Below are 24,055 nucleotides of genomic sequence, written 5' to 3'. Positions count from 1 at the left end.
TACAAAATGATAATATTTAAAGAAGAGAGAATAGAGTCGGGGGAAATGATGACAAGAAAATTGTTTTGTGAAATATCGCCATTAACTTATAAAATATCTTATGAGGGTCATATTCTGAAACGTAAAATTACTGATACTTTGAGGGCAAATATAGCTAAAGATAAGTATGATAGTAGACTACCTTACATTGTCTTTGAACACCAGTCTTTGATGCGAAGAGGGTTGAGAAAAGTACCAGTTCCCGTGGAAGAAGCAAAAGTAAAAAATTTACAGATTGCTGCTCCTAAGGTAAATCGTGTATTGATTAAACCAGGAGAAACTTTTTCGTTTTGGAATTTGGTAGGAAGATGTACGGTTCAAAATGGTTATCAATCAGGTTTAATGGTTGCAAATGATGGTGAACTAAAAAAAGGAACTGGTGGTGGATTATGTCAATTTAGTAACCTGATTCATTGGATGGTTCTACACTCGCCGTTAGATATCATTGAAAAGTATCATCATGAGCAAGTAGATATGTTTCCTGATTCTGATAGGCAGGTGCCTTTTGGTAGTGGAACATCCATTGTTTATAATTATCTTGACTATAGATTTAAAAACAACACTTCGACAACATATCAGTTAATAACGTATGTCGGTGATAAGTATCTTCATGGTGAGTTACGTGCTTCTGAAGCACCTAAAAATACGTATGAGGTTAAAATGATTGATGAGAAGTTTATTGATGAAGGTGGGCAAGTATATCGTTGTGGAAAGATTTTTCAATATGTACTTAACAACGGGAATTTAATTTCTGAAAAATTGATCAAAACTAACCATGCCAGAGTAGCTTATGACACAAGTAAATTGGAAGTAGTCAGACCAAAAAGCTAGTGTATTCCCATATATTTGTTCAGCAATAGTAAGCATTTAAAGTTAGAAGCACATGTTGATACTGTAAAAACAATCTTAAAATGAGTACAATAAAAACCACAATCTGTATTTAATAGTGATTGTGGTTTTTATTGTTTTGAAAAGTTACTCAGCAAATAGTAACCATAATAAATACGGCACTAACAGTTACGGTAAACATGTGAATTCAAGTACAGTATTTTATTTTGAACGCTTTTAACTAACTGAGAGCCAAGGATTTAGTATAAAATATAAGCCTAATAATAAAAATGGAATATTTAGCCAAGTTAACTTACCATTTTACTCAATATCAGGACGACGTTCAATGATAATCTTTTTGTCCAAAGTAATTGATATACCTTGTTCAAAGTAACCACTAGCTTCTACTGTAACTTCATTATCGCTAACTTTTAGCACTATCATTGGTCCGCCCCTGAAATTATTAGAAGTATCTCCGATAGCTATGTTACCTTGGTCAATATCCATTACGATTGTATTTTCAGGTGTAAATAGTTGCCAACCATAAGCTACTAGTTGCATCTTTAATTCTTGTGTATTTTGTGTCATATTTCATCCCCAATAATGCTTTTAACGTGGTTCAAGCACGTAATTTGGAAGGGCAAGTAGTGTCCATTATCTTGTTAGCATAAGCAGCTATTTAGTTTAAAATTACTTAATGAAAATATAGACAAAGTTAGTCAAAAAGTTTGCTGTATCTCGCTGTTTCTTAGCAAAGTAGTAAGTTAAAAGTGAACTGTTTCTTACTTTGAAATTTAAACCTTATTCTTGATTTAGTTTAAAAGTTATTTTTCCTTTGTTAAGATTAATATCTTGTTGGTAAATTAATTTTAGTTGGTGATTTGTATTTGCTTGTCCCACAAGGTTTCCCGTCGTTGATTCACCTTGATGTAAAGTGCCACTGTCTAAAGAATCAGTTACGTTGTAAGAAGACTCTGTTGTATCTGTTTGTTGATCATCGTCATCAAGATGAAAAAAGTATGCATCATAATCAAATTTTTTATTACTCTTATTGGTAATGGTCATATTGATAACAACAAATTGATTTCCAGCAGTTAATTTATCAATTTTGGGGTAACCATCTATGAAATTGAAGTCATTCACTTTAAAATGAATATTCTTATATGCTGCTGTCTCACCAACTGTAAAAATTGACTGTGGTTTTAAATTGTTTTTGGCTGAGGTTGTATCAACTTTTTTAACCAAATCACCAGAATATCTAGTATAAACTTGCCAAAAGCCAATAATGGCGACAATGACTATTATTAGCGTGGCAATCCAAATACTTTGATAAAAATTTTTATTTTTGGAACGTGTTTGCATATTTTTTCTGCTCATATTTATTCTTCTTTGCATTTTATATGCGCATTAAAACAGCGAGTGATTTGCCGGTTTTATTTTCATGATTTGTCCCCATTGAGGATTTTGAATATACGATGCTCGGTGATCATTTAAAATGTCTGGTCTAGATCGTGCGAATACAGTTCTAGTGCTTTAGTATACGATCTAATATCAGTGTCTTCACTTGTCTCAATAAGACATTCCAATAAAAAAGTTGTGGACTCTTTAAAGCGTTTTAAATTATAGAGTGTCATCCCCTTGAAAACTTTTAAAGCATTATTTGTTGGAAATAATTCCGTACCTTTTGATAAAATATCTAATGATTCATCATAAGAACCTATTGATCGTAGAGTACTACCTAAACCTAAGTAGGCGTTTTCTAAATCGACAGATTCTAGCCCATTGTTATTAATGGCTGCATAGTAGTGAGAGACAGCTTCTCTTTCTTGCCCAAGAATATCGAAGCTCCAAGCATATTGATATTGAATATAGGCATCAAGCGGATATTTTGCATCTAATTTTTTTAAGATACGGTTGGATGCCTTAAATTTTTTGTTGATTTTTCTCTGCGCAAGTACACCAAATAGGATGAGACTAGTAATAGTTATTTTGATTTAAGACTGATGAGAAAAGAATCACGAAAAGTAAAAAGTATAGTACTAATATAGCGATTGTCAGAATAAACCGTACCAATCCAGCACGATTCCATGTGGCCTGGACAGCTTTAAATGTCTCCACGTCTGTGTAATCACCTTTTTATCAAGCCCATTCATTACCTTTAAATCCAGAAACAAAGATCCAAATGAAATTAAATAAAGGGATTAGGCAGAGTAAAGGTAAATAAGTTTTGTTACCAATTCCCCAAAATATGTTATACATGAAGGCGCCCCAGTGCCAACCTTTAATCTCAACAGGTACAATTTTGCCATTCTCATCTATAATCATTCTCCCAATTCTTTTAAGAGTCCTACATGTTAACTTCTTTATGTATGCACTCAAGGAGTGCTTTTATTTTTTATTGTTGCCTGGCATACCAGTCTTCTTGGAAAATTGCATAATAGTCTATATCAACCCATTTGCCGTTGTAAAAAACTTCATTTTTGGCTGAGCCTTCTTTGACGAATCCCGCTTTAGTGTAGGCCTTTACAGCGCCAACATTGAAAGGGTATACTGAGAGCTTAATTTTGTGCATATTGAGATTATTAAAACCGTAACTCAATATTAAAGACAGCGCTTCGGTGCCATATCCCTTTGATCGGTCTTCCTTTTTGGGAAACCAATGCCAAGTTCGCAGGAATGATTGCGTACGCTAATGTCAAATAGATCGACAAAGCCAACTAAACTATCATCGCTAACTTTTCGAATAGTAAATTCAACATTTTCGTAGCTGTTGGAAGCATTCCTAAAGATTTTCTCCCAGTCTTCCGCCGTGTAAGGGTGAATCATATCACTAGCTAATGGCGCTATAAAATCTTCGTCCCATTGCCAACTAGCTAATTTTTTTCCATCTTCTTCGTGGTAATGTGACAGTTTTACATTGTTACCTATAAACATGTTTTTCTCTTTTCTTTAATATGCATTAGTCATATTTCTATAAACAATTAAAGAGATATGCAACCTAGTTCATCTCACTTGCAGTCATCATGCAACTCCGTTGATACATCTTTTATCGTGGATAAGTATTTGCACGTTAGTATTTGGAACGATTTACTTTGTTTATATCGTATCAAATGGTGCAGAGACACAAATACTCTTAGAAAAATCTTAAATAAATATTAACCTGATGCAAATTACGCGAATAACAATAAAATCTGATGTTTCCTTACCAAATCTGTATAATAAATACAATAGGAGTGAATCGCAATGAATAAAATTTTAAAAGATCAGTTTATGATTGATCAATTATCTGATAATCAGAAAGAAACCATTACAAATATAAATAGTTACATCAATGATAGTATTAAAGGGAATCAGCATGCTGTGGCGGTTATTCAAGGGGCTGCCGGCACTGGTAAGTCAGTCGTTTTAATGAATTTAGTTACAAAATATATGACGGATAAACGTTATAAAACCGCTTTAGTTGTTAACCATCCCGAATTATTTAAAGCTTATCAAGATCTGGCCCATGATATTCCTGGCATGAAAGAAAAGGATATCTTGCGTCCCACAGCACTCATTAATCGTGCCCAGAAAAACAATTGGAAATATGATGTTATTTTCGTAGATGAGGCACATTTATTATATTCAAAACCAGAGCCTTATGCGCACTATCGAGGTGAGAATCAGCTTACAGATTTAATGAACTTAGCCAAAATTGTGGTGGTCGTCTATGACTTTGCACAAGTTTTTCAGTCTAAAATGTACTGGTCACAAGACCTATTACGTCAGACAGTTGGTAACCATCCATACCGACAATTTGACATGGATTTTCAATATCGTATGGTAGCGAGTTCAGAACAAGTACAATGGATGGATGACTTAACAGCACAAAAGCCAATGATGTCTTTTCCTCGTAATAGTGATTTTGACTTTAAAGTATTCTCAACAGCAGGGGATTTGTATGAGGAAATTAAATCTAAAAATCGCGAAGTTGGGTTGAGTCGTGTAGTCGCAACCTCTGGTTTTCCGCGTATTGATGGGCGCCATAATGTTGAAATGGACACCTTTTCTTTACCGTGGGATGAATGGGATCCGCAGCGTACGCACTGGGCTAAACGTGAGTCGTCTATTACACAAGTAGGTACAATTTACACGTTACAAGGATTCGATTTAAATTACGTGGGCATGATTATTGGGCCATCATTTGGCTATGATGACAAAACGGATAGCATGACTATTTTGCCAGAAAAATACTCACATAAAGAGATTTTTAAGAAGCGCAAAGACATTAAATTTACAAGCAAAGAATATCAGGATTTTATTGCTAATGTTTTGAATGTCTTAATTAAACGTGGCAAATACGGTTTGTATTTAACAGCTTATGATGATCAACTAAGGCAACGGTTAGTTGATTTGTATCAAAATGAACGTTAAACTGTAACAACAAAAAAGCCATGGTAACAGTATATGTTATCATGGCTTTTTTTATTTAATCAATACTAATTTTTTCCACTTACGAATCTTGGTTCTAAAAGTTTTGAAAGGTGCTACCGAATTGATGTGGATCCATTTCCATACTGGCCATTGGGCAGGGGTAGTTGCCCAATGTCGTTTATTGGGTTCAAATAAAATAGCATCGGGTAAAGAACTTACCAGCTCACAAAGTTCATCAACACGTCTATTGAGTAAATTTATTTGTTCTTCAAGGGAAAGATCAGCATAAGTATCATAAAATGATTGGTAGAGTCCGCCTAAGTCATTCCATTTATAACCCTTTGCTGGTACAAAGACATCTTTACCAGCTATTTCGTCTTTTTCCCAGTTCAAAAGGGCGGTAATCCATCCTAACTGGTAGGAAATATTTTCGCTTGGTGTGCGATCAACATCTTGTATCCGTTTATGGCTCAGCGAATTTGGAATGTTTGCAAATTCATCAATATATTTTTTATAACTAGTTTTGATGGCTTCATTTAATTCAGCCTTGCTTTCATATGTTTTCATTGGATACCGTTCTTTCTAAAGCATGTGTATTATTTGAGCAACCTGATTCAACGTTTGTTTTAGATATACAAACGTAAGATACCTCTATTTCCAAATATATGCGATGCCATATTGTCAACACATTTTAACGCGAATAAGTTTTTGCACGACCGCACTCTAGCACATTCTAATGATACCAAATATAGTAATAAATGAAAATATATTAATTTAATATATTGTTAACCTACCGATTGTTGAAAACTGTATTAACAAATAATGTGACTTATAATGAAAGCAGATACAAGAAAACTCTGAGTACGTGATGTCGCATTTAACTTTAAGAGTACTTAGTCAGTTTTCTATCGTAAAACATGTTGTGAAGGAGTTTATTACAGTACGAAATAATTGAAGGAGGAATCGATGTATGGTGTATAGTGATGATGCGGTCAGAAAAGCTGGGATCAAATATCTTTTGATCAAAATGATGTTCATTATGTTGTTTGTTAGTGGTGTATGTTGTATTAATAGCAAGGTTATCCATGCTGATGCAGTACCTCAGCCGTCTCTCAAAATAAAAGACGGTGTGTTGTATGGTTTTTCGGATAATTCATCACAACATACAGGTGCAAAGGTTGTGATTCCGAATAATGTTACCAGTATTGCTAACACTGCTTTTTACAATCAAGGCATTACGAGTGTTGATTTTAGTTTAGCCAATAACCTAAAATCTATCGGAGATTATGCGTTTGCTAAAAATTCTTTAACAACTGTGCAGTATCCTAATCTAAATGATAATAACTTGGGATGGTATATTTTCTATGACAACCCAATCAGCTCAATTACATTTGCTAGTGGTGTAACACATATTAACGATGGTGCTTTTGCCAAAAATCCTAATTTGACATCGGTCACTTTTCCAGCAACAATTAAATCAATTGGTGATTGGACTTTTGCTGGTGATCACTTAAAGATGGTTGATCTAACAACGATACAAAATACGAATAACCTAAGTGTTGGATCTGGGGCCTTCTATGGAAATCAAGCCTCAAATGTTAGGGTGTTACCCAATAACGTATTAGATAGTAGCGGTAATCATCCTGTTCGCTGGTATGGTTATGAAGCTTTTGGGCAAAATACTGGACAAGCTGATGCTGTTGCTAAGCAATATGCATTAAAGCATCAGTTTTATGGAAAAGGGGTATCAGGTAGCATAAATGACCCACAAAGTTTTACTTACGATCGCAATAATCCAACAGTAGTGACTGGTGTCAAATCAGGGGTCGCTACATTGGGTAAAACGATTGTTATTCCAACGAATGTTACAAAAGTTTCTGATAATGCGTTTAAATCATTAGGCCTCACGGGTGTGGATTTCTCCAAAGCAATAAATCTGAAACAGATTGGTAATTTTGCCTTCTACGACAATCAAATTTCCAATACATTAACTTTACCAAGCAGCTTAGATGCTGATATATCAGGCATTGGCTGGTACGCGTTTGCATCAAATAATATTGCAAACGTTAATCTACCAAATAATAGTCTGACAGCATTAAATGATTTTGTGTTTGCTAGTAACCAGCTTACTAGCGTTGACTTGCCAACCACTTTGAAAACAATGGGGGATGGTACCTTCATTGATAATCAAATGACAAATATTATATTACCGGCTAATATCCAGAGAGTTGGTTCTGGGTGTTTCGCTGGTAACTTAATTAGCAGTACACGTACAACAGAATTAACCAATACAATTAATAGTACAAATTCTGAAAAAAATTTTTCAGCTGTATTATATCCTTTTGGCATAACTAACACAGGTCAGCCGCAAGCAACTAGCACAATTAAAAATCGTTTTGTAGAAATGAATGATGGTACGTGGAAGTACTTAGACGGTAATGGTGTACCTGTAATAGGTAAACAAATTATTGATGGACATACCTACTATTTTAAATCCGATGGTACACAAGTAAAGGGCTATTCTATCAAATTCAAGGACGGTAGTGTTCACTATTTTGATTCGAATAGCGGCTATATGTTGAACTAAAATGCAATCGCTCACTATTGTGTTTTGATAATTCCAACAATATCAATATAAAACAAAGAGAATATGTGACTAGCATATTCTCTTTGTTTTATTAAATTTAGTGTCAGTAGCACTTTAGGAAAAGTGGTTGAGACTTGATTTTATGTTATAAAAATTATTTTACCTGGTAAGCAGCCAGTATACGACTCCTAATCAAAATTTCAGCAATTTCAGCTGGAGATTCAGGGTCATCTTTTTCTAGCCAATGGCCAATAATACTAATGAGAGAACTAATTAATAAGTCATGTGTATAGTCACTGGGAATAACTTCGTTACCATCTTTAAAAATATTTTTGTAATGTGAGTCAATTTGGTCATCAATCAAATGGCGCAACTTATAAACAAATTGTGAATCACCGTTTTGAGAAAGAAGTGTCTTAAGTGTAAAACGGTTTTTATCGAGAAAATCAAAAGACTGAATGAAACTGCGATACGGTGAATAGGTATCTAACTCAGCAGATAATTTATTATTATCAACATCGTCTAGCCAAGAGATTGTCTTATCTATATTAATTTGCATGAGTTTTTCCATGTTAGTTAATAAGTAGGTCTCAATTTTTTCTAAGACATCGTATTTATCAAGATAGTAAATATAAAAAGTACCACGACTTAGCTTTGCTGTTCGTGTGATGTTGGAGACAGTTAAGTTGTTGAAACCTTTTTCGCTCACTAACTTCACGAAAGCATCCATAATTCGTTGCTGTGTTAATCTATTTTTTTCCTGCCGATTCATAATAATCTCCTCATAAAATTAGACAAATCCCTTAGCATTTGTACATTGATTTATATATAACCAATGCTAATATAAACTATAGCTACAAAAAAAGCAACACGTTGTTAAAAAAGGGGAGTAATATGCTCGGAATAGAATGGAAAAAAATATGGAAAAATAAATTTATGGTGGTTGTTTTAATTGCTATTGTATTGATTCCGTCAATTTATGCGGTTGGGTTTCTTAAATCGATGTGGGATCCTTATGGCAAAATAAAAGATTTGCCCGTGGCAGTTATTAATGAGGACAAATCAGTACATTACCAAGGCAAGGAGTTAGCAGTGGGATCTAAGCTAAAAGATAACTTAGCAGATTCAGATGCAATGAAGTTTAGTTTCCCATCCCAAAAAGAAGCTAAAAAAGGATTGTCCGATGGTAAGTACTATATGGTCATGACAATCCCAAAGAATTTTTCGGAAAATGCGACGACATTACTGGATGCACATCCCAAAAAGATGTTAATTCACTATACAACGAGTTCAGGGCATAGTTTTATCGCTGGAAAGTTTTCAAAATCAGCAGCTGAAAGCATTACGAACTCAATTTCACAACAAGTAACAAAGACTTATGCTGAGACTTTGTTTAAACAAATTAAAACGTTAGGCAATGGTATGGGTACAGCAGCTAACGGTAATAAAAAGTTAGTTGATGGAACAGAACAATTACAATCTGGGAATCAGACAATTACAACCAATTTACAGACACTTGCTTCAAGCGGTTTGACTTTCAGTAATGGTACGACTACACTGACAGATGGATTATCACAATACTTTAATGGTGTGAGCCAACTTGATGCAGGAAGCTCAAAAGTAACTGCTGGTTTGGGACAATTAGGTGAAAAAATGCCCACGCTTAGTAATGGTGTTTCACAGTTGTCTACTGGATCATCGAGTTTAAATAGTGGTCTGCAGCAATATACAGCAGGTGTGAGTCAAATAAATACCGGCGTTAATTCGCTTAATACTGGCGCACAAAAATTAGCGCAAGGTAGTGGTAATTTGGCTACTGGTGTGAATAAACTAACGAACGGGTCGAGTTCTTTGACCAAAGGTGTTAGTGCATACACAACTGGAACAGACGAGGCATATAAAGGAAGCCAAAAAGTTTCCGATGGCTTGGTACAAATGAATGAAGCTTTAAATAGTGACGACGCTAAAAATAAAATGACGCAGTTACAGACAGGGCTACAAAGTTTTCAGACAGGTTTGAACCAGTTGAATACCTCGTTAGACAACAGTAATCAAAATTCTGAGCAAATTACTAAATTAACCAGTAATATGAGTAGTCTTGCAACAAACGTTACTACGATTAGTAATTACATCAATGGTACGCAAAGTAAAATCGAATCTGTGGCTAAGACACAAAAGTTAACTGACACGCAAGTCAGTGCATTAGAAACAGCATTATTACCAACAGATGACATTAACAATTCACTGAAATCAGCAACAACTAATCTAAGTGAATTACAAACTAGCTTAAATGCATTAATCAAATCTAGTAATACGAATATGTCACAGTTGAAGTCAGCGGTGAATACACTAAACACTAGTTATGGAACTAGTGATGATACAAAAACTTTGTATGGTGGTATTAGTAGTTTGGTTGGTTCACTTAATAAAGTCGGTGATTCAACTGCACAATTAAGTAGTGGCGCAACAAAATTGACTAGTGGGCTGTCACAATTAAGCGGGAAATCAGAACAGTTAGTTAGTGGTTCAACACAATTACAAGAGGGGCTTGAACAACTGAATACGAATGTACCATCACTCACTAGTGGTATTGAAAGTTTAGCTAATGGTAGTTCTAAGTTAAGCAATGGTACCCAAAAACTGTCACAAAATAGTGACAAGTTAAATGCTGGATCCCAGAAACTCAGCACCGGCCTATCATCACTAAATGAAAAGATGCCTGCTTTAGGTTCAGCGACCTCAAAGTTGTCATCTGGAAGTGGTCAGTTAACAGCAGGTTTGGACAAATTAACTGCTAATAATAGTAAGTTGCTAAGTGGCTCGACTCAATTAGCTAATGGCGCGACAAAGATAGCAGATGGCAGTGCCAAGTTGGCTGATGGGTCAGCAAAACTTGGTGATGGCCTGACGAAAGTTAAAGATGGGAATGAAACGCTCGCTGACAAGCTAGGTCAAGCAAACAACAAAGTTAATAAAATCAACTCAAATCGATTAACGTATAATCAATTAGCTACCCCAGCAAGCACCAAGCATGTGGAAAAAGATGAAGTTCCCAATAATGGTACAGCTATGGCACCTTATATGTTGTCAGTGGCACTGTTTGTTGGTGCTGTTGCCTTTAACCTGATGTTTGATTTAGTGACACCTATAAAGTATCCTAAAAAAGCTATTAGTTGGTGGGCAAGCAAAATGTCTGTGCTTTATCCATTCGCATTTTTGCAAGCAGCAATTATGTATTTTGTTTCTATTAGTATCATTGGCATCAAACCAGTTCACTATACTGCCACTTTTTGGGTACTGATTCTTGTATCATTTACTTTCATTAACGTCGTAACATCCCTTAATTTATGGTTTGGTAAAGTCGGTTCATTCCTGGCAATGATTTTGATGGTTGTCCAGTTGGGCGGTTCCGCAGGAACATATCCAATTCAATTGTCAAATGGTTTCTTTGAAGCCATACACCCATATTTGCCGATGACTTATTCGGTCAATGCATTACGAGAAACGTTGATGATTGGTGGATCCGCTAAAAGTGATGTAATGATTATGTTTGGCATATTTGTTGCCTTTACATTGATTATGATTGGTTTCTATATGTTCAAACAATTAAAAATCAAGAAAATTAATTATAAACACAGTTAATATTTAAAAAAGGAAATTATGAGTATACTCAGTGATGAAATAAATAAACGTATCCAAAATTGCCAAAGGCTCCTGCAAGAAAAAGGGTTGAGTGCATACGTAATAACAGATGTAGAAGACATATGGTATCTGACAAATATTGATTATAGTCCCGAACAACGACCATTTTTCTTAATCATTTATCCAGATAAAAAACCTTTGATGTTGGTACCAAAATTAGAAGAATCACACATTGATGTTGACTATTTTGATTACGAAATTCAAACATATTTTGATGTTACGTCTGAAGCTGGTCAAAACTGGTACGAGATGGTAACAAAAATCTTTGAAGGGTTGGATAAAATTGGTATCGAAAATAATGCGCTTTTAGAAATAATTACCAAGACACCGATAATAGATTGGCAACCAAATAATATCATCAAAAAGTTACGCGAAATAAAAAGCGCTTATGAAATTGACAAAATTTCAACAACTGCAAAAGTATGTAGTCAAGTTGTTCGTGCAACGTTAAACCAAGTGAATAAAGACGCCAAAGTGATAGACCTTTATAATCTCCCGTTTAAAGTAGTGGGTAAAGAAATCACAGATAATTTCAGTCTCACGAACAGAGTAACAAACGGTGTATGGCCATCGAATTATAGTTTCATGCCCCATAGCATTCCTGATGTTTCGGGAACAGTTGATCATGGGCCAAATGTTAATGTCGCCGTGTTTAGATTGGCAGGCTATGCCGCCGAATGTGAACGTACTTTCTTTATGGAGAAACCAACAAAAGAAGAAGAAACACGCTTTAATCAAATGATGACAGCTAGGAATATAATGCTCGATATGTTACGACCGGGTGTTAAGGCATCTGAAGTAGAGGCAAAAGTACGAGATTACCTCATTGATCAGCGGCTCAAGGATAACATTCTTCATCGACCTGGTCATGGTATCGGATTAAATAACCATGAAGAGCCAACATTATCATTAGGTAATGATACAGTTTTGAAAGAGAATATGGTTGTTTCAGTAGAGCCCGCAATTTATTTCGAAGGTCAAGGTGGCTATCGACATTCAGATACGGTGTTGATAACTAGCGATGGTTATAAATTACTAACAAACGCACCGGTTACTTTGGAAGAATTAACCATCGAAAATTAATAAAAAGAGTGTTCCACTCACATTGAGTGGAACACTCTTTTTTGTCTATTATTGTATTGAAACATCCTCATATCAATATGTTAAAGATTACATAGCAAGTTGTTTTACACTAGTTACCTATGCAAGTTTGGATAGTTTGAGTGGTTACTTAGGTTTTTGTTTGGATACAATGTTAAAAGAAGAGCGATAGATACGGTTGATAGTATTAATAAGGAATTGTCAGTGTGGAAAATACAGGGAATTTTGCGATGACTAATTATTTTAGCAATTATGTTTTTATTTGTTATCAATGTACTAACATATTGGTGAGCGACACAGCAGAGTAGAGATAATACTGTAAAACTTTGATGACTATTAGATATTCTTCAAAAATATTTTCTATGCAAAGTGCTTTTGTTTTTTTGTTTCCTATTTATCGAGATAAAGGTATACTATTAGTATGCACATTTTATCAGAAAGGTATCAGACGATGAGTGAGAGCGGGAAAATAGAATTCAAAACATTAACAAGTATTCTTAAGCAACTTGATATTAGTAAAGCTACCTATTATAGGAGAGCTAAAGCCTGGAACATCAATCCTAGTCAGCGTGAATTCACACAGGAAGAGTTAAAAAATCTCGAGTCAATGCCTGAAGCTACCGATAATAATCATTCTGATGCCGTTTCAGAAAGTGTCAAGACTTTATCAGAGCAACTCAAGACAAAAGATGAGCAAATTAAACAACTTCATAAATTGCTCGATCAACAACAAACGCTCTCACTTGATTTACAGCACAAGATCGACGTCAAAGAACAGCAGTATCTTGAAGTTTCAGATACTTCTGAGTTTGTATCAGAAATCGATAATTTGAAAACCGAGTTGCAAAAAGAAAAGTCAAAAAGTTTTTGGGCAAAAATCTTGAAAAAATAAACGCAACCTACTTAACGCCTGTTATCAAGGTATAGGATTTGACCTACGCAATCTGTGTTTGCGCATTTTTACGTTGTAGATTGCTATTTTCACGAATTTAATTGCTATCGTTTTACAAGATTCTGTTGAATAATTGAGGTATTAAATATACTTAGGAGAGTAAATGATGCAGATACAGTTTCCAACACAGTTAAAAAAATTACGTACTAATTTGGGTATGTCTCAAGAGGATGTTGCTGGGAAATTGTACATATCACGTCAAGCGGTTTCTCGTTGGGAGTCTGGAGATGCAACACCGGATATGAGCAACTTAGTTAAGTTGGCTGAAATATTTGATTGCTCGCTTGATACGATTGTTTTAGGCATTAAGCCAAAAGAAGACGATGCCGAGGATAAAATAGATAAAAACGAATTTATATATGATCCACGTAAGGGGAAATATATTCGTAGAAGAAGCGAGCAAATGAATTTTTGGGAGTTCGCAGCGGATTATTGGTGGGTAGCGATATACTATTAGGTCTTATTGGTGGTACGATTCCGGATATTATTCGAGCATTTAAATGATTTTGCAGCATTTTTTTCTTATTTACTATGGTTATTTATGGATTAGTCAATACCTCAAGCTAAATCATCACATATTGATTGTTCTTAATACAGTACGATTCATACTTGGAAAGGCAATAGTTATTGTAATAGCAACTTAAATGTATTGTTTAGTAAAAGGCACACAATTTCTAATAAAGATTTGTGTGCCTTTTACTATATAAGATAATCTATTTTAATGGTGTTTCATAAGGAACAATTGCTGTTGTTAATCCGACATTACTTGCAAAAATGAAGTTTAAATTATCGAGATTTTGCAGATGTTCAGTTCTACCAGTGACAATAACACCATTGAATTTTGCGGTACTTAGGTTTGAAGATAATTGTGATTTAATTGATGTGATATAGCTTTTATCGGAAATGTGCGACGCTAACGGTAAAGATATCGAATCAGTTAACGCTTGTTTCAATCCCTTGTAGCCAGTGTAGGTATTGTTTTTTGTACTACCTTCCTGCAAAGAACCTTTCCCATCATCGCTAGCATTCAAACCGATATAATTACCGGCACTTGCTATTGTTGATGTATTACTATTTCCGAAACCTACCCAATAGTAATTAATCATGACATTATCTGGAAGCATTTTTTTTATTTCACTATAAGAATAAGGTTTATCAAATGTTAAAGCTACTTCTGCTAATGTGTTTTTCATTGTAGATAATGTTTTTGCTTCATGCGTCGGTGATGTATACAATGAAATTTTTTTTGAATTTTTATGTATTGACTTAGCAGAACGGCTGAAAAACATTGGCTCTTTTTCTTGTGTTTTCGAATTTTTGGCAATAATTGAGGGGGTGTCATTATAAACATCAATGTTATTGTGGGAGAGATTTTGTGTTCCAAATAGACCGATTTGTACAGTTTTTTCCGGATAATAAATATGGTAACCATCAATATTTTTAAATCGGGTTTCAGTTATTGTTGATTTTGTCCATGCGTTGGAAGTAGTATGTTGATTATTTGTGAATATATTTGGTGAAAAGGCGATATTTTCGATGGTTAGTTTTTGATTTTGTAATTCTAATTGTCTATTCATAGTATGGGCTACAAATAAATTTGCGCCAACAAGAATGATAAAAAACACGGTAATTGTAGATAAAGAACTAATAAGTATACCTTTGAGTATATTTCTTTTTTTGGTTTTTTTGATTAATTGTTCAAATGTTTGATTATCATTCATTTTTATATTTCTCCAATAATTTTTTGAGATACATTCTCGTTCTAAATAAATCAATTTTAATTTTAGCCTGGCTAAAACGTAGTTCCTTAGCAATGAATTGAATACTGCGCTGTTCATCGTATTTTAGATAAATGAGCTGTAATTGATAATGGTTGAGTTGATGAAGTACTTCATAAGGTAGCTTATTATCATTTAACTTTGTATAGTCTGTGTTTGATGTTTCCGCATGGTTATATAGTTCATGCAGGATATTATCATATCTCCTATTTCGTCTATGTTTGTCATAAAATTTTGATAGCGCAACCTTATAAATCCATGGCCGTAGTTTATTCTCTTCTAAAACAATGCTTGTTTCGATTAACTTGATCATTACGTCTTGAGCGATATCTTCGGCGTCCTGTAGCCTAGCGCCTTTTTTGACTAAAAATCGGACAACCTCTTGTGCAATATTTAGTACGATGTTTTCATACTGATTAATCTCCATTATTTTCTCCTGTTATATATATAACGAATAAGGGGACAATTGGTTACAAAATAGGGTTAATTAATTATTTTTTGGTGGAAAAGATTGAAAACATAAAAAGCTTCTATATAAACGCATAACTGATTAAACAGTCAGTATTTATATAGAAGCTTTTTGTATTTTAAGCTAACGAAAAATGACCCAAGCAATTAGAACCATACAGGTAATAACAGGGCAGACATCGCGATACCGTCGTAAACGGCAGCATCTTTTTTGATTTGATGATGAAGTTTGATGGCTGCTTCGGGCAATTGAGTTTTTGTTATCCAATAGTATTGAACAAGAGATTTAACCATTTTAGTAGCCACTAAGCCGGTATCTTGCGTTTTAGTTAACTCCTGTGCGTAATTGAAAATCATTTCTCGTAATTCTGGTTGATTTTTAACATCTTCGTCAGAAAAGGCGACACTCATTTGATCCAGCATGGTTTCAACTTTTTCATCTTTTTGCATAGTTTTAAAATCCCCCTCAATTAGTAAATGTTGTTTAATTAATGTTATTATTACGCTAAAGTGTGTTTCTGTCAATAATCTCATTTTCAAAGACGACACTTTGGTAGGGTTATGAGATAATAAAGTACAGATTGATTCAGAAGTATTGGAGAATAGAATGATTATTAGAACAGCAACGCTAAATGACTTGAATCATGTGACGAAATTGACATATGATGCTTTCCGTGATTATCCGCTATTTAATGTCTCAACTGAAAAATCTCAATCACAGCAAGCACTATATTGGCTAATGTATTTAAATACATTAGCCAATATTAGGTGTGAAGATTGTTTCGTTTGTGTTGAAGAGTCAGAGATAGTCGCTTCCTTTATTTTGAAAGCACCATACCACCACCATATTGGCATTTGGACGTATTTTAAAATCGGTGGATGGCGACTACCTTTTAAGTGCTCTCCTAAAATTGCTAGACGAATCATGCGAAATCTATCTCAATCAGATAATATCATGCCAAAAGAATTTGAAAGTTTTTGGTACGTAGATACATTGGTTGTTTCACCAAAACATCAAGGCCAGAAAATAGGATCAAGAACGATATCACAAATTATTGATATGGTTGAAAAAAGAGACGGTAAAGCGATATGTTTGATTACTAACACAGCAATTAACAGTGTTTTTTATCAGAAAAATGGCTTTAATGAAATTAATAAGTTGTCTTTTACTTCATTCGGACAAGTCAATGATACTTGGGTATTTAAGTATGAGTACCCAAGTAGATAGCAAAATCTTGTTTGAGTGATAGTAAAAAACCGCTATGATTTGTTATCATAGCAGTTTTTAATGGTGATGACTTTAGTTTAGGGAAGAGCGGCTTTCAACAAAATGTGCTGTTAATAAACGACTCGCCATAAAGATGATAAGACCGACTAATATGCTTGATACAGTGACATCGCTGAGCCAATGTGCGCCGATTCGAACGCGACTGAGGCCGGTGAGAATACCCATTGTAATCCCTAAAAATGTCATTTTCTTTTGCAAACTAATATTTTCTCGAGGAACAAAGAAGGTTAAGTATAAAAATAGCCAGCCGGACATTGTGTGTCCTGACGGGAATGAGTTGTGGCCGTTCACACCATTCAAATGGTACCAAGGTGTGAATTCGCTCATTGTATCACCTGCTACACTTGTCATTTCATATGGTCGAAAACGCCCCCACAATGACTTCATTTCTCCAATTGTTGTTTGTGCAATAAAAACAACGGCAATACCGATGAGAGCAGCATTGATTAAATAACTAATATCTGAGTCATTTTTACCGTTAATCCAGTTGAAAAACAGTATAGATAATAGTACGGTCAGGATAAACGCTGCGCTCCAACGAAGGGGTTCAGGATAGTTTGCCACTGCAGACGTATTGTTTGCCATGCCCATGGGAAGTCCTTTTGATAAGTTATTGAGCATGGAATATGTGTAACTTAGCATATCTTGCAAAATCGCCAGCATTTGGTTAAAAGCAAATACTAAAGCACTACCGGTCATAGCATATTTCAAGATATTTCCCCGAACACGACGCCATGTACCCCATGCAATGATTTCAAAAGCAGTGAATAAAACAATTCCTGCACCTTGGTCAGCATAGTTTTGGAAAATATTACCAAATATAGAATTCTGGTTCATAATTGCAGAACTGACATTTTTATCAAAAAATGTGGCGAACAATAAAGTCGCGAGTCCAATACTAAGTAGGACAGTAAGCACTTTATGTTCACTTGCTGTAGTTTTAAATGAATTTTCATTGTTATCCAATAGTTTAATGTTAGTTGGTCTAGTAGCCCATTGCATCATATTTTCTCCTTCAAATTAACATCTTTAGTATATTTGATAGATATTGTTATACCGTCAAGGTTGTGTAAAGCATACTTAAAGTGCGTATTTGTAGTATAAAAAGTTATAGTTCAGTAGTTTTTAATGAACAGAAAATCAGTTTTTCCAATAATTTTCTAGTGTCCATCATATTTTTTGATTCATCGGTTTCATGTACTGTCTCTAATATATAAATTAGTGTGTCAATTGAATGATGCTTTCTTTTATCTATCGAAAGTGATATGCGATATTTTATTTGAATGGGCATCGTACTTTCATTAGTCATTTTACTGTTCATTTGAAATCACTAAGCGTATAATTATTACATTGAAATCAAGAGAGTGAGACGCATTTTGAACGATAAAATTAAACAAGTTGAAACGCAGTATTTAAACAAAACCCTCAAGAAAATGAAAAAATCATTGATAGATACCGAATCCGAGATAAAGCGTTCTAATCGGAATATTAATGATGTATCAAAAAGCTGGGGGGATGTACGTTTAAAAACAGACACCTATTCTGGCATTGTCGAGACAGCCATGTCAGTACGTCAGCAGCAACAAATGCTTGCTGAACGTGAAAGTTCAAAAACACGAGCAGAAGCAAGATTTGAAATATTAACAAAGCAAATTAAAAAACCTTATTTTGCGCGTATAGATTTTAGTGAATCAGTCAGTGAGAGTGGTGAGGCAGAGACAATTTATATTGGGCTTGGCTCTTTTAGCGATGATGAGAACAATTATTATGTCTATGATTGGCGTGCACCAGTAGCTTCGATTTACTATGATGGTGGTATTGGGGATGTTGAATATTTGACGCCTGATGGCTCACAAAAAGCGCATGTAACGCTAAAACGACAATTTCAAATTGAAGAAGGTGTTATTGTAACCTTGTTTGATACAGAAGAAGCTATTGGCGATGCGATGCTGATGAATGCTTTGAATGGTGAGTCATCAACAAAAATGAAATCCATCGTTACAACCATTCAAAAAGAACAAAATAAAATTATTCGTAATACGAATGCTGATTTATTATTTGTTCAAGGTGCCGCTGGTTCAGGTAAAACAGCGGCAGTTTTGCAACGTATTGCCTATTTGCTATATCGTTACCGTGGCAAGTTAACGAGTGGGCAAGTCATTTTGTTTAGTCCTAACCAGTTATTTAATGATTATATTGATCAGGTTTTGCCAGAGTTAGGTGAGCAAAATATGGTACAGATGACGTTCTACCAGTATGCATCGCGTCGTTTACCTAAAATTGCGGTTGAAACAATGCAAGAACGTTTTGAAGTTGATAAAGCCGATAGCAAAATTGCTCTTGCTAAGGGAAGCTTAATGATGTTCAAAGCTGTCGCGGTATATGCTGACAGTTTGAATCGTGGGGGAATGAAATTACGAAGTATCGTGTTTCGTGATGAACCATTGATTCCTAAGGAACGTATTGCTGAAATTTATTATCAATACAATGAGAACTATAAACTCAGCCAACGTTTGGAAGCCACACGAGATACATTAATGCGAATATTGAGTAGTCGCCTTGGCACAGAAATGCGTAAAGATTGGGTTGATCTTGAAATTGAGAATTTGTCGAAGCAAGAATATGATGAACTAGTTGGTGCTGGTCGTGTACGCATGGGGGATAATGAAGAGGCTGATGCTGCGGCTGTTACACGACGTACGCAACTTGGTCAAGGTGAGCAAGAACGTGAGTTTTCTAGTGAAAAAGCTGAAAGAAAGTTCTTGGCTAAACAAATCGTCACGCGTGCCTTAAAACCTTTGGCACAACAAATTAGGCGTAGTCGCTTTTTAAATATCAATGCACAATTTGTGGACTTTTTACGTGAAGCGCATAAATACATCGATTTATCTGCATTTGGCATCTCAAACAATGAGTGGCGTGAACACGTTGAGCAAGTGATCAGTAATTTAAAGAATCATCAAATGTCTCTCGCTGATACAACGATCTATTTATATCTTTATGATTTAATCACAGGAAAACATGGTGAACGTGATATTCGTTTTTTGTTTATTGATGAGATTCAAGACTATACACCATTCCAGCTTGCCTTCTTGAAGTTTAGTTTTCCATTGGCTAAGTTCACGGTCTTAGGAGATTTGAATCAAGCCATATTCACAAAGGATAATGCTAGTCATTTACAAGAAGACTTTGCGACCTTATTTGCGCCAGAGCGTGTTGAAAATGTTCAACTAACACAAACTTATCGTTCTACACAGCAAATTACAGACTTTACAAAAGAAATTTTGATAGACGGTCAAAACATTGATGCGTTTAATCGAGATGGTGAGAAACCGGTCGTTTATATTGGGCAAAACGATAATCAACTACTGGAGTTGCTAAAGAACCAATTACGTGAAAATACCGAAGAACAAGAATCGACAGCAATCATTACAAAAACATTGGCCGATGCAAAAGCTTTGTCACTCGCGCTTAATGACAAAAAAGTCACTTTGATTCAATCAGAAAATCAGCGGTTAGCTCCAGGTGTTATTATCGTGCCATCATATTTGGCTAAGGGACTAGAATTCGATGCCGTCATCATATGGCATGCAGATGAAACACGTTATAAGGAAGATAGTGAACGCCGTCTATTGTATACTGTGTCATCACGTGCTATGCATCGTCTGACAATTATTGCAGAGAGGGCTACAACACCGCTACTAAATAATGTGTCAAAAAACCTCTATGAGGTTCGATAATGATTAATCTAGATGAATTGATTAAAAGTAAATATGTTGCGCCATTTATGGTTATTGGTATCGCAGGATCTGTAGCCGTCGGTAAAAGCACATTTGCACATGATTTGGCTGACAAGCTTAGTCAGCAAAGTATTAAAACAACAGTTATCAGCACTGATGATTTTTTAATGTCTAATGCGATGCTCCATGAGCTTGGTCTATTTGATCAGAAAGGTTTTCCACAGACATACAATCTTGATTTGCTAGAAACAGTTATCACGCGTTTTCGTGCTGGGGAAAAGTCACTGGATATCCCAATTTATACACAGGAACTTGCGGATATTCATCCGAAAGAGACACAAACTATTGAGTTACCCAATATTCTAATTGTTGAGGGCGTTGTCGCTTTGCAGTTGCCACCCAAACATTTTGATTTGAAAATTTATTTAGATGCTGATTTGGTGGATATCAAAGAATGGTATCTATCTCGAACGCTTGAAGCCACAGCTTTAGCTAAGGATAATCCCTCTAGCTGGCGGTACAATTATGCCAAAATGCCAATCGATGAATTTACTCAGTTAGTGATGCAGGTTTGGGAAAATACTAATCAAAAAAACTTAGACCAGTATATTTTACCTACGAAAGCACTTGCTGATGTGATTGTTCATTTTGATAAACAACATCATATTTTTGATATAGAATTAAAATAACTGCCAATTATTGTCAACTATGTTGACAATTTTTTGTTAAAGCGTAAAATAAGCATTTGAAGTTAAATAGTATCAAAGTGTTTTCTGTAAAAAACAGGAAGCGAATGAAAGGATTTACACATGTCAAATACAATTACAGATACACATGGTAAAAGCGTCAATCGCTTAGCTATGATGTTTGTCTTATTGGTTGGTGTTTTCTCGGTGATGTTAATGCAGACCTCACTTGGAACAGCACAACCTGCTTTAATGAAGGCTTTTGATGTTAATGCCTCAACTGTGCAGTGGTTGACAACCATTTTCTTAATGGCTAACGGTATTATGGTGCCAGTTTCTGCTTTCTTAACGACAAGAATTCCGACAAAGACACTTTATTTATCAGCATTGAGCTTGTTTACAGCCGGAACTTTTTTGGCCTTTGTAACACCAACCAGTGCATTCTGGTTGCTGATGGTTGCACGTGTTTTACAAGCAATGGCAGTTGGTATTCTCATGCCTTTGATGCAGGTCGTATCTTTGACGCTGTTTGATGCAAATTCACGCGGAAAAGCCATGGGCTTGGGTGGTTTAGTTGTTGGTATGGCACCTGCTATCGGACCAACGTTATCAGGTTGGATTTTGGAGAAAGACCATACTTTTCTAGGTTTTACGTTACAAAATTCATGGCGTTCAATATTTCTAGTTGACTTACCAGTCGTCATTATTGTTATTATTGCCTCATTCTTTGTATTCCATGATGTTTTACCTACTAGGAATATTTCTCTTAATGTACGTTCACTAATGGAATCTACATTTGGGTTTGGCTTGTTACTATTCGGTTTTGCCATGGTGTCAACACATGGTTGGGGTGATATTGGTTGGGTTATTTTACCATTAGTAGCAGGTATTCTAATTATTGCAGAATTCATGTGGCATCAATCAAGAATGGATAAGCCATTCTTAGACATGTCAGTATTCAAAAACAGGCAGTTCACGATTACGACAATTTTGGTTTCTTTGGCTATGATGTCCATGATTGGGGTTGAAATGATTCTGCCAATCTTCTTGCAAAATATTCGTGGTATGACTCCTTTGCACTCAGGGTTGACATTATTACCAGGTGCATTGATGATGGGATTCATTTCACCATTAGCTGGTGCATTTTATGACAAGCATGGTGCTAAGCGCTTAGCTATTACTGGCTTTACCATTTTAATTATCGGTACACTACCATTGTTTTATATGACTGCTGATACCCCGTCAATCTATATCACAGCGCTTTACACATTGCGTATGTTTGGTATTGCCATGGTTATGATGCCGCTAACAGCATCAGCTATGGGGGCTTTGTCTCCAGAGACTGCTGCACAAGGAACAGCAGCTAACAATACAATGCGCCAAATAGCTTCATCTTTAGGAACAGCTATTCTGGCCTCAATGATGCAATCAGTAACAGATAATAATAAGCCGTCATCTGCTTTAAAAGGGCAAGATCCTTTAGAATGGGCACAAAAAATGATTGACGCGACATTGAAAGGTTTTCATGCATCATTTCTTTTGGCTGCAACCTTTTCAATTGTAGCTGTTATTATTGCATTTACATTGCACAGCGGTAAGGTAAACACACCATCAAAGATGGAGGCGTCAAAATGATTATTTTAATTATGGCAGCATTTGCACTGCTAGGCTTTTTAGCCAATATGATGTTAGAAAATCGTATTATTCGTTTACTAACTACTCTGATTATGTTTATCGGCTTAATTATTTCTGTGATTGGCATTGTCGCAAACATGCACGATCATTATGGTATGAAAACAGTTACGACGACCAAAAAAGAGCAAATTTATACGGCGGGTGATGTCAATCAAAGATTTGGTATGCTATTATATCAAGGAGTTGGAACGAATGGTAAAGAAAATGTTTATATTTATAAAACAAGTTCTTCCGATGCTAAGAAGAATTTCGTGGCAAAGCCAGATTTGAAAACAACTTCTAGACGAGAAAATATCGCTGGAAACAAAGCCTACAAGGTTACAAAAACAACACGTTGGGTTTATAAAAACAACACGTACAAGTTATTATTTGGAATTGCTGATAACAATAAAAGTTTGAAACATCGACGAATTATTTATCAAGTACCAAGTACCTGGATCGCCTTAACAACTACTCAAGCAAAATCGTTATCTACTAAAATGACACCTAAAACAGATGTTGAGAAAGTTGCTGCTGCTGAACAGCAAAAGAAATTAGCAGAGTTAGCTCAAAAAGATCCTGACAAGGCAGCGCAAGTGCAGATTGAGGCTGTTAAGGCAGCGCTAAATATTAAATAATTTCATCCTAGGATTTAATTTAAAATGCGTAATGCTTGCTAATTTTTATGGATGTGTTAAACTGTAAGAGTAATAAAAGTTTTTGATTTTGATTTGTTTTTCTCGGAAGGCGCTCAGTACCAATTATTTAAATTACGAACAATAAAACTTGGTGAGCACAC

21 protein-coding genes and 2 pseudogenes are annotated in these 24,055 nt (G+C 35.2%); 12 read left to right on the top strand and 11 right to left on the bottom strand.

What is annotated here, in order from left to right; genetic code table 11:
- The first annotated feature begins 48 nt into the window (after window positions 1–48).
- The gene (locus GJV51_01925; protein ID QGM24813.1) at window positions 49–870 is read left to right on the top strand and encodes a vancomycin resistance protein; all 822 of its coding nucleotides are present in this window, start codon (window positions 49–51) and stop codon (window positions 868–870) included.
- 318 nt (window positions 871–1,188) lie between these two features.
- Here GJV51_01925 and GJV51_01920 read toward each other — a convergent pair whose 3' ends face one another.
- The 5 genes and pseudogenes from GJV51_01920 to GJV51_01900 all read right to left on the bottom strand — a co-directional run bounded on the left by GJV51_01920 (window position 1,189) and on the right by GJV51_01900 (window position 3,801).
- Window positions 1,189–1,455 (bottom strand): hypothetical protein, encoded by a 267-nt coding sequence (locus tag GJV51_01920; GenBank protein QGM24812.1) that lies wholly within the window; start codon window positions 1,453–1,455, stop codon window positions 1,189–1,191.
- A 213-nt stretch (window positions 1,456–1,668) separates the two neighbouring features.
- Complete coding sequence (locus tag GJV51_01915; protein ID QGM24811.1) at window positions 1,669–2,244, bottom strand: DUF4352 domain-containing protein; 576 nt, start codon at window positions 2,242–2,244, stop codon at window positions 1,669–1,671.
- Window positions 2,245–2,357: 113 nt separating this feature from the next.
- Window positions 2,358–2,837, bottom strand: coding sequence for a tetratricopeptide repeat protein (locus GJV51_01910; protein ID QGM26094.1), 480 nt, complete (start codon window positions 2,835–2,837; stop codon window positions 2,358–2,360).
- 4 nt (window positions 2,838–2,841) lie between these two features.
- A pseudogene (locus GJV51_01905) lies at window positions 2,842–3,186 on the bottom strand (ribonuclease G).
- 76 nt (window positions 3,187–3,262) lie between these two features.
- Window positions 3,263–3,801 (bottom strand): annotated as a pseudogene (locus GJV51_01900) (GNAT family N-acetyltransferase).
- A 309-nt stretch (window positions 3,802–4,110) separates the two neighbouring features.
- Between GJV51_01900 and GJV51_01895 the strand changes: the two are divergent.
- Window positions 4,111–5,280, top strand: a complete 1,170-nt coding sequence (locus GJV51_01895; protein QGM24810.1) for a DUF2075 domain-containing protein — start codon at window positions 4,111–4,113, stop codon at window positions 5,278–5,280.
- A 51-nt stretch (window positions 5,281–5,331) separates the two neighbouring features.
- Here GJV51_01895 and GJV51_01890 read toward each other — a convergent pair whose 3' ends face one another.
- On the bottom strand, window positions 5,332–5,847 hold the full coding sequence (locus GJV51_01890; protein ID QGM24809.1) for a ClbS/DfsB family four-helix bundle protein: 516 nt from the start codon (window positions 5,845–5,847) through the stop codon (window positions 5,332–5,334).
- A gap of 403 nt (window positions 5,848–6,250) precedes the next feature.
- On the opposite strand from GJV51_01890, the gene GJV51_01885 reads away from it, so the two are divergent.
- On the top strand, window positions 6,251–7,867 hold the full coding sequence (locus tag GJV51_01885; protein ID QGM24808.1) for a leucine-rich repeat protein: 1,617 nt from the start codon (window positions 6,251–6,253) through the stop codon (window positions 7,865–7,867).
- 154 nt (window positions 7,868–8,021) lie between these two features.
- Here the strand turns inward: GJV51_01885 and GJV51_01880 are convergent, their stop codons facing one another.
- Window positions 8,022–8,639 (bottom strand): TetR family transcriptional regulator, encoded by a 618-nt coding sequence (locus GJV51_01880; GenBank protein ID QGM24807.1) that lies wholly within the window; start codon window positions 8,637–8,639, stop codon window positions 8,022–8,024.
- 122 nt (window positions 8,640–8,761) lie between these two features.
- Between GJV51_01880 and GJV51_01875 the strand changes: the two genes are divergently transcribed.
- From GJV51_01875 to GJV51_01860, 4 genes are all read left to right on the top strand, one after another.
- A complete protein-coding gene (locus GJV51_01875) occupies window positions 8,762–11,509 on the top strand; it encodes a YhgE/Pip domain-containing protein (protein QGM24806.1) in 2,748 nt (915 codons plus the stop codon).
- Window positions 11,510–11,527: 18 nt separating this feature from the next.
- Complete coding sequence (locus GJV51_01870) at window positions 11,528–12,652, top strand: M24 family metallopeptidase (protein ID QGM24805.1); 1,125 nt, start codon at window positions 11,528–11,530, stop codon at window positions 12,650–12,652.
- 469 nt (window positions 12,653–13,121) lie between these two features.
- On the top strand, window positions 13,122–13,562 hold the full coding sequence (locus GJV51_01865; GenBank protein ID QGM26093.1) for a hypothetical protein: 441 nt from the start codon (window positions 13,122–13,124) through the stop codon (window positions 13,560–13,562).
- A gap of 163 nt (window positions 13,563–13,725) precedes the next feature.
- On the top strand, window positions 13,726–14,079 hold the full coding sequence (locus GJV51_01860) for a helix-turn-helix domain-containing protein (GenBank protein ID QGM24804.1): 354 nt from the start codon (window positions 13,726–13,728) through the stop codon (window positions 14,077–14,079).
- Window positions 14,080–14,335: 256 nt separating this feature from the next.
- Here the strand turns inward: GJV51_01860 and GJV51_01855 are convergent, their stop codons facing one another.
- The 3 genes from GJV51_01855 to GJV51_01845 all read right to left on the bottom strand — a co-directional run bounded on the left by GJV51_01855 (window position 14,336) and on the right by GJV51_01845 (window position 16,318).
- Entirely contained in the window at window positions 14,336–15,343 is a 1,008-nt protein-coding gene (locus tag GJV51_01855) for an anti-sigma factor (protein ID QGM24803.1), read from the bottom strand.
- Complete coding sequence (locus GJV51_01850) at window positions 15,336–15,827, bottom strand: sigma-70 family RNA polymerase sigma factor (GenBank protein QGM24802.1); 492 nt, start codon at window positions 15,825–15,827, stop codon at window positions 15,336–15,338. Before GJV51_01850 ends, GJV51_01855 begins: the two co-directional genes overlap by 8 nt.
- Before the next feature lie 188 nt (window positions 15,828–16,015).
- The gene (locus GJV51_01845; protein ID QGM24801.1) at window positions 16,016–16,318 is read right to left on the bottom strand and encodes a bacteriocin immunity protein; all 303 of its coding nucleotides are present in this window, start codon (window positions 16,316–16,318) and stop codon (window positions 16,016–16,018) included.
- Window positions 16,319–16,475: 157 nt separating this feature from the next.
- Between GJV51_01845 and GJV51_01840 the strand changes: the two genes are divergently transcribed.
- On the top strand, window positions 16,476–17,096 hold the full coding sequence (locus tag GJV51_01840) for a GNAT family N-acetyltransferase (GenBank protein ID QGM24800.1): 621 nt from the start codon (window positions 16,476–16,478) through the stop codon (window positions 17,094–17,096).
- Window positions 17,097–17,168: 72 nt separating this feature from the next.
- Here the strand turns inward: GJV51_01840 and GJV51_01835 are convergent, their stop codons facing one another.
- Complete coding sequence (locus GJV51_01835) at window positions 17,169–18,158, bottom strand: phosphatase PAP2 family protein (protein ID QGM26092.1); 990 nt, start codon at window positions 18,156–18,158, stop codon at window positions 17,169–17,171.
- Between the two features lie 374 nt (window positions 18,159–18,532).
- On the opposite strand from GJV51_01835, the gene GJV51_01830 reads away from it, so the two are divergent.
- From GJV51_01830 to GJV51_01815, 4 genes are all read left to right on the top strand, one after another.
- On the top strand, window positions 18,533–20,896 hold the full coding sequence (locus GJV51_01830) for an AAA family ATPase (protein ID QGM24799.1): 2,364 nt from the start codon (window positions 18,533–18,535) through the stop codon (window positions 20,894–20,896).
- Window positions 20,896–21,585, top strand: coding sequence for a type I pantothenate kinase (locus tag GJV51_01825; GenBank protein ID QGM24798.1), 690 nt, complete (start codon window positions 20,896–20,898; stop codon window positions 21,583–21,585). The genes GJV51_01830 and GJV51_01825 overlap by 1 nt, the downstream gene beginning before the upstream one ends.
- A 120-nt stretch (window positions 21,586–21,705) precedes the next feature.
- Window positions 21,706–23,217, top strand: a complete 1,512-nt coding sequence (locus GJV51_01820) for a DHA2 family efflux MFS transporter permease subunit (GenBank protein QGM24797.1) — start codon at window positions 21,706–21,708, stop codon at window positions 23,215–23,217.
- Window positions 23,214–23,894, top strand: a complete 681-nt coding sequence (locus tag GJV51_01815) for a DUF4811 domain-containing protein (GenBank protein QGM24796.1) — start codon at window positions 23,214–23,216, stop codon at window positions 23,892–23,894. The genes GJV51_01820 and GJV51_01815 overlap by 4 nt, the downstream gene beginning before the upstream one ends.
- Window positions 23,895–24,055 lie beyond the last annotated feature (161 nt).

The organism is Leuconostoc mesenteroides subsp. mesenteroides (assembly GCA_009676745.1).
GTDB classification, from domain to species: Bacteria; Bacillota; Bacilli; order Lactobacillales; family Lactobacillaceae; genus Leuconostoc; species Leuconostoc koreense.
The sequence above is the reverse complement of the archived record's forward strand: the minus strand, read 5'-3'. Positions and strand labels throughout refer to the sequence as shown.

Bases quoted from the DNA above. Each gene is read 5' to 3' on its own strand.
- GJV51_01840 (QGM24800.1), top strand. From the start codon at position 16,476: ATGATTATTAGAACAGCAACGCTAAATGACTTGAATCATGTGACGAAA.
- GJV51_01845 (QGM24801.1), bottom strand. From the start codon at position 16,318: ATGCAAAAAGATGAAAAAGTTGAAACCATGCTGGATCAAATGAGTGTC.
- GJV51_01835 (QGM26092.1), bottom strand. From the start codon at position 18,158: ATGCAATGGGCTACTAGACCAACTAACATTAAACTATTGGATAACAAT.
- GJV51_01875 (QGM24806.1), top strand. From the start codon at position 8,762: ATGCTCGGAATAGAATGGAAAAAAATATGGAAAAATAAATTTATGGTG.
- GJV51_01925 (QGM24813.1), top strand. From the start codon at position 49: ATGACAAGAAAATTGTTTTGTGAAATATCGCCATTAACTTATAAAATA.
- GJV51_01855 (QGM24803.1), bottom strand. From the start codon at position 15,343: ATGAATGATAATCAAACATTTGAACAATTAATCAAAAAAACCAAAAAA.
- GJV51_01920 (QGM24812.1), bottom strand. From the start codon at position 1,455: ATGACACAAAATACACAAGAATTAAAGATGCAACTAGTAGCTTATGGT.
- GJV51_01895 (QGM24810.1), top strand. From the start codon at position 4,111: ATGAATAAAATTTTAAAAGATCAGTTTATGATTGATCAATTATCTGAT.
- GJV51_01850 (QGM24802.1), bottom strand. From the start codon at position 15,827: ATGGAGATTAATCAGTATGAAAACATCGTACTAAATATTGCACAAGAG.
- GJV51_01820 (QGM24797.1), top strand. From the start codon at position 21,706: ATGTCAAATACAATTACAGATACACATGGTAAAAGCGTCAATCGCTTA.
- GJV51_01885 (QGM24808.1), top strand. From the start codon at position 6,251: ATGGTGTATAGTGATGATGCGGTCAGAAAAGCTGGGATCAAATATCTT.
- GJV51_01825 (QGM24798.1), top strand. From the start codon at position 20,896: ATGATTAATCTAGATGAATTGATTAAAAGTAAATATGTTGCGCCATTT.
- GJV51_01870 (QGM24805.1), top strand. From the start codon at position 11,528: ATGAGTATACTCAGTGATGAAATAAATAAACGTATCCAAAATTGCCAA.
- GJV51_01880 (QGM24807.1), bottom strand. From the start codon at position 8,639: ATGAATCGGCAGGAAAAAAATAGATTAACACAGCAACGAATTATGGAT.
- GJV51_01815 (QGM24796.1), top strand. From the start codon at position 23,214: ATGATTATTTTAATTATGGCAGCATTTGCACTGCTAGGCTTTTTAGCC.
- GJV51_01890 (QGM24809.1), bottom strand. From the start codon at position 5,847: ATGAAAACATATGAAAGCAAGGCTGAATTAAATGAAGCCATCAAAACT.
- GJV51_01915 (QGM24811.1), bottom strand. From the start codon at position 2,244: ATGAGCAGAAAAAATATGCAAACACGTTCCAAAAATAAAAATTTTTAT.
- GJV51_01865 (QGM26093.1), top strand. From the start codon at position 13,122: ATGAGTGAGAGCGGGAAAATAGAATTCAAAACATTAACAAGTATTCTT.
- GJV51_01860 (QGM24804.1), top strand. From the start codon at position 13,726: ATGATGCAGATACAGTTTCCAACACAGTTAAAAAAATTACGTACTAAT.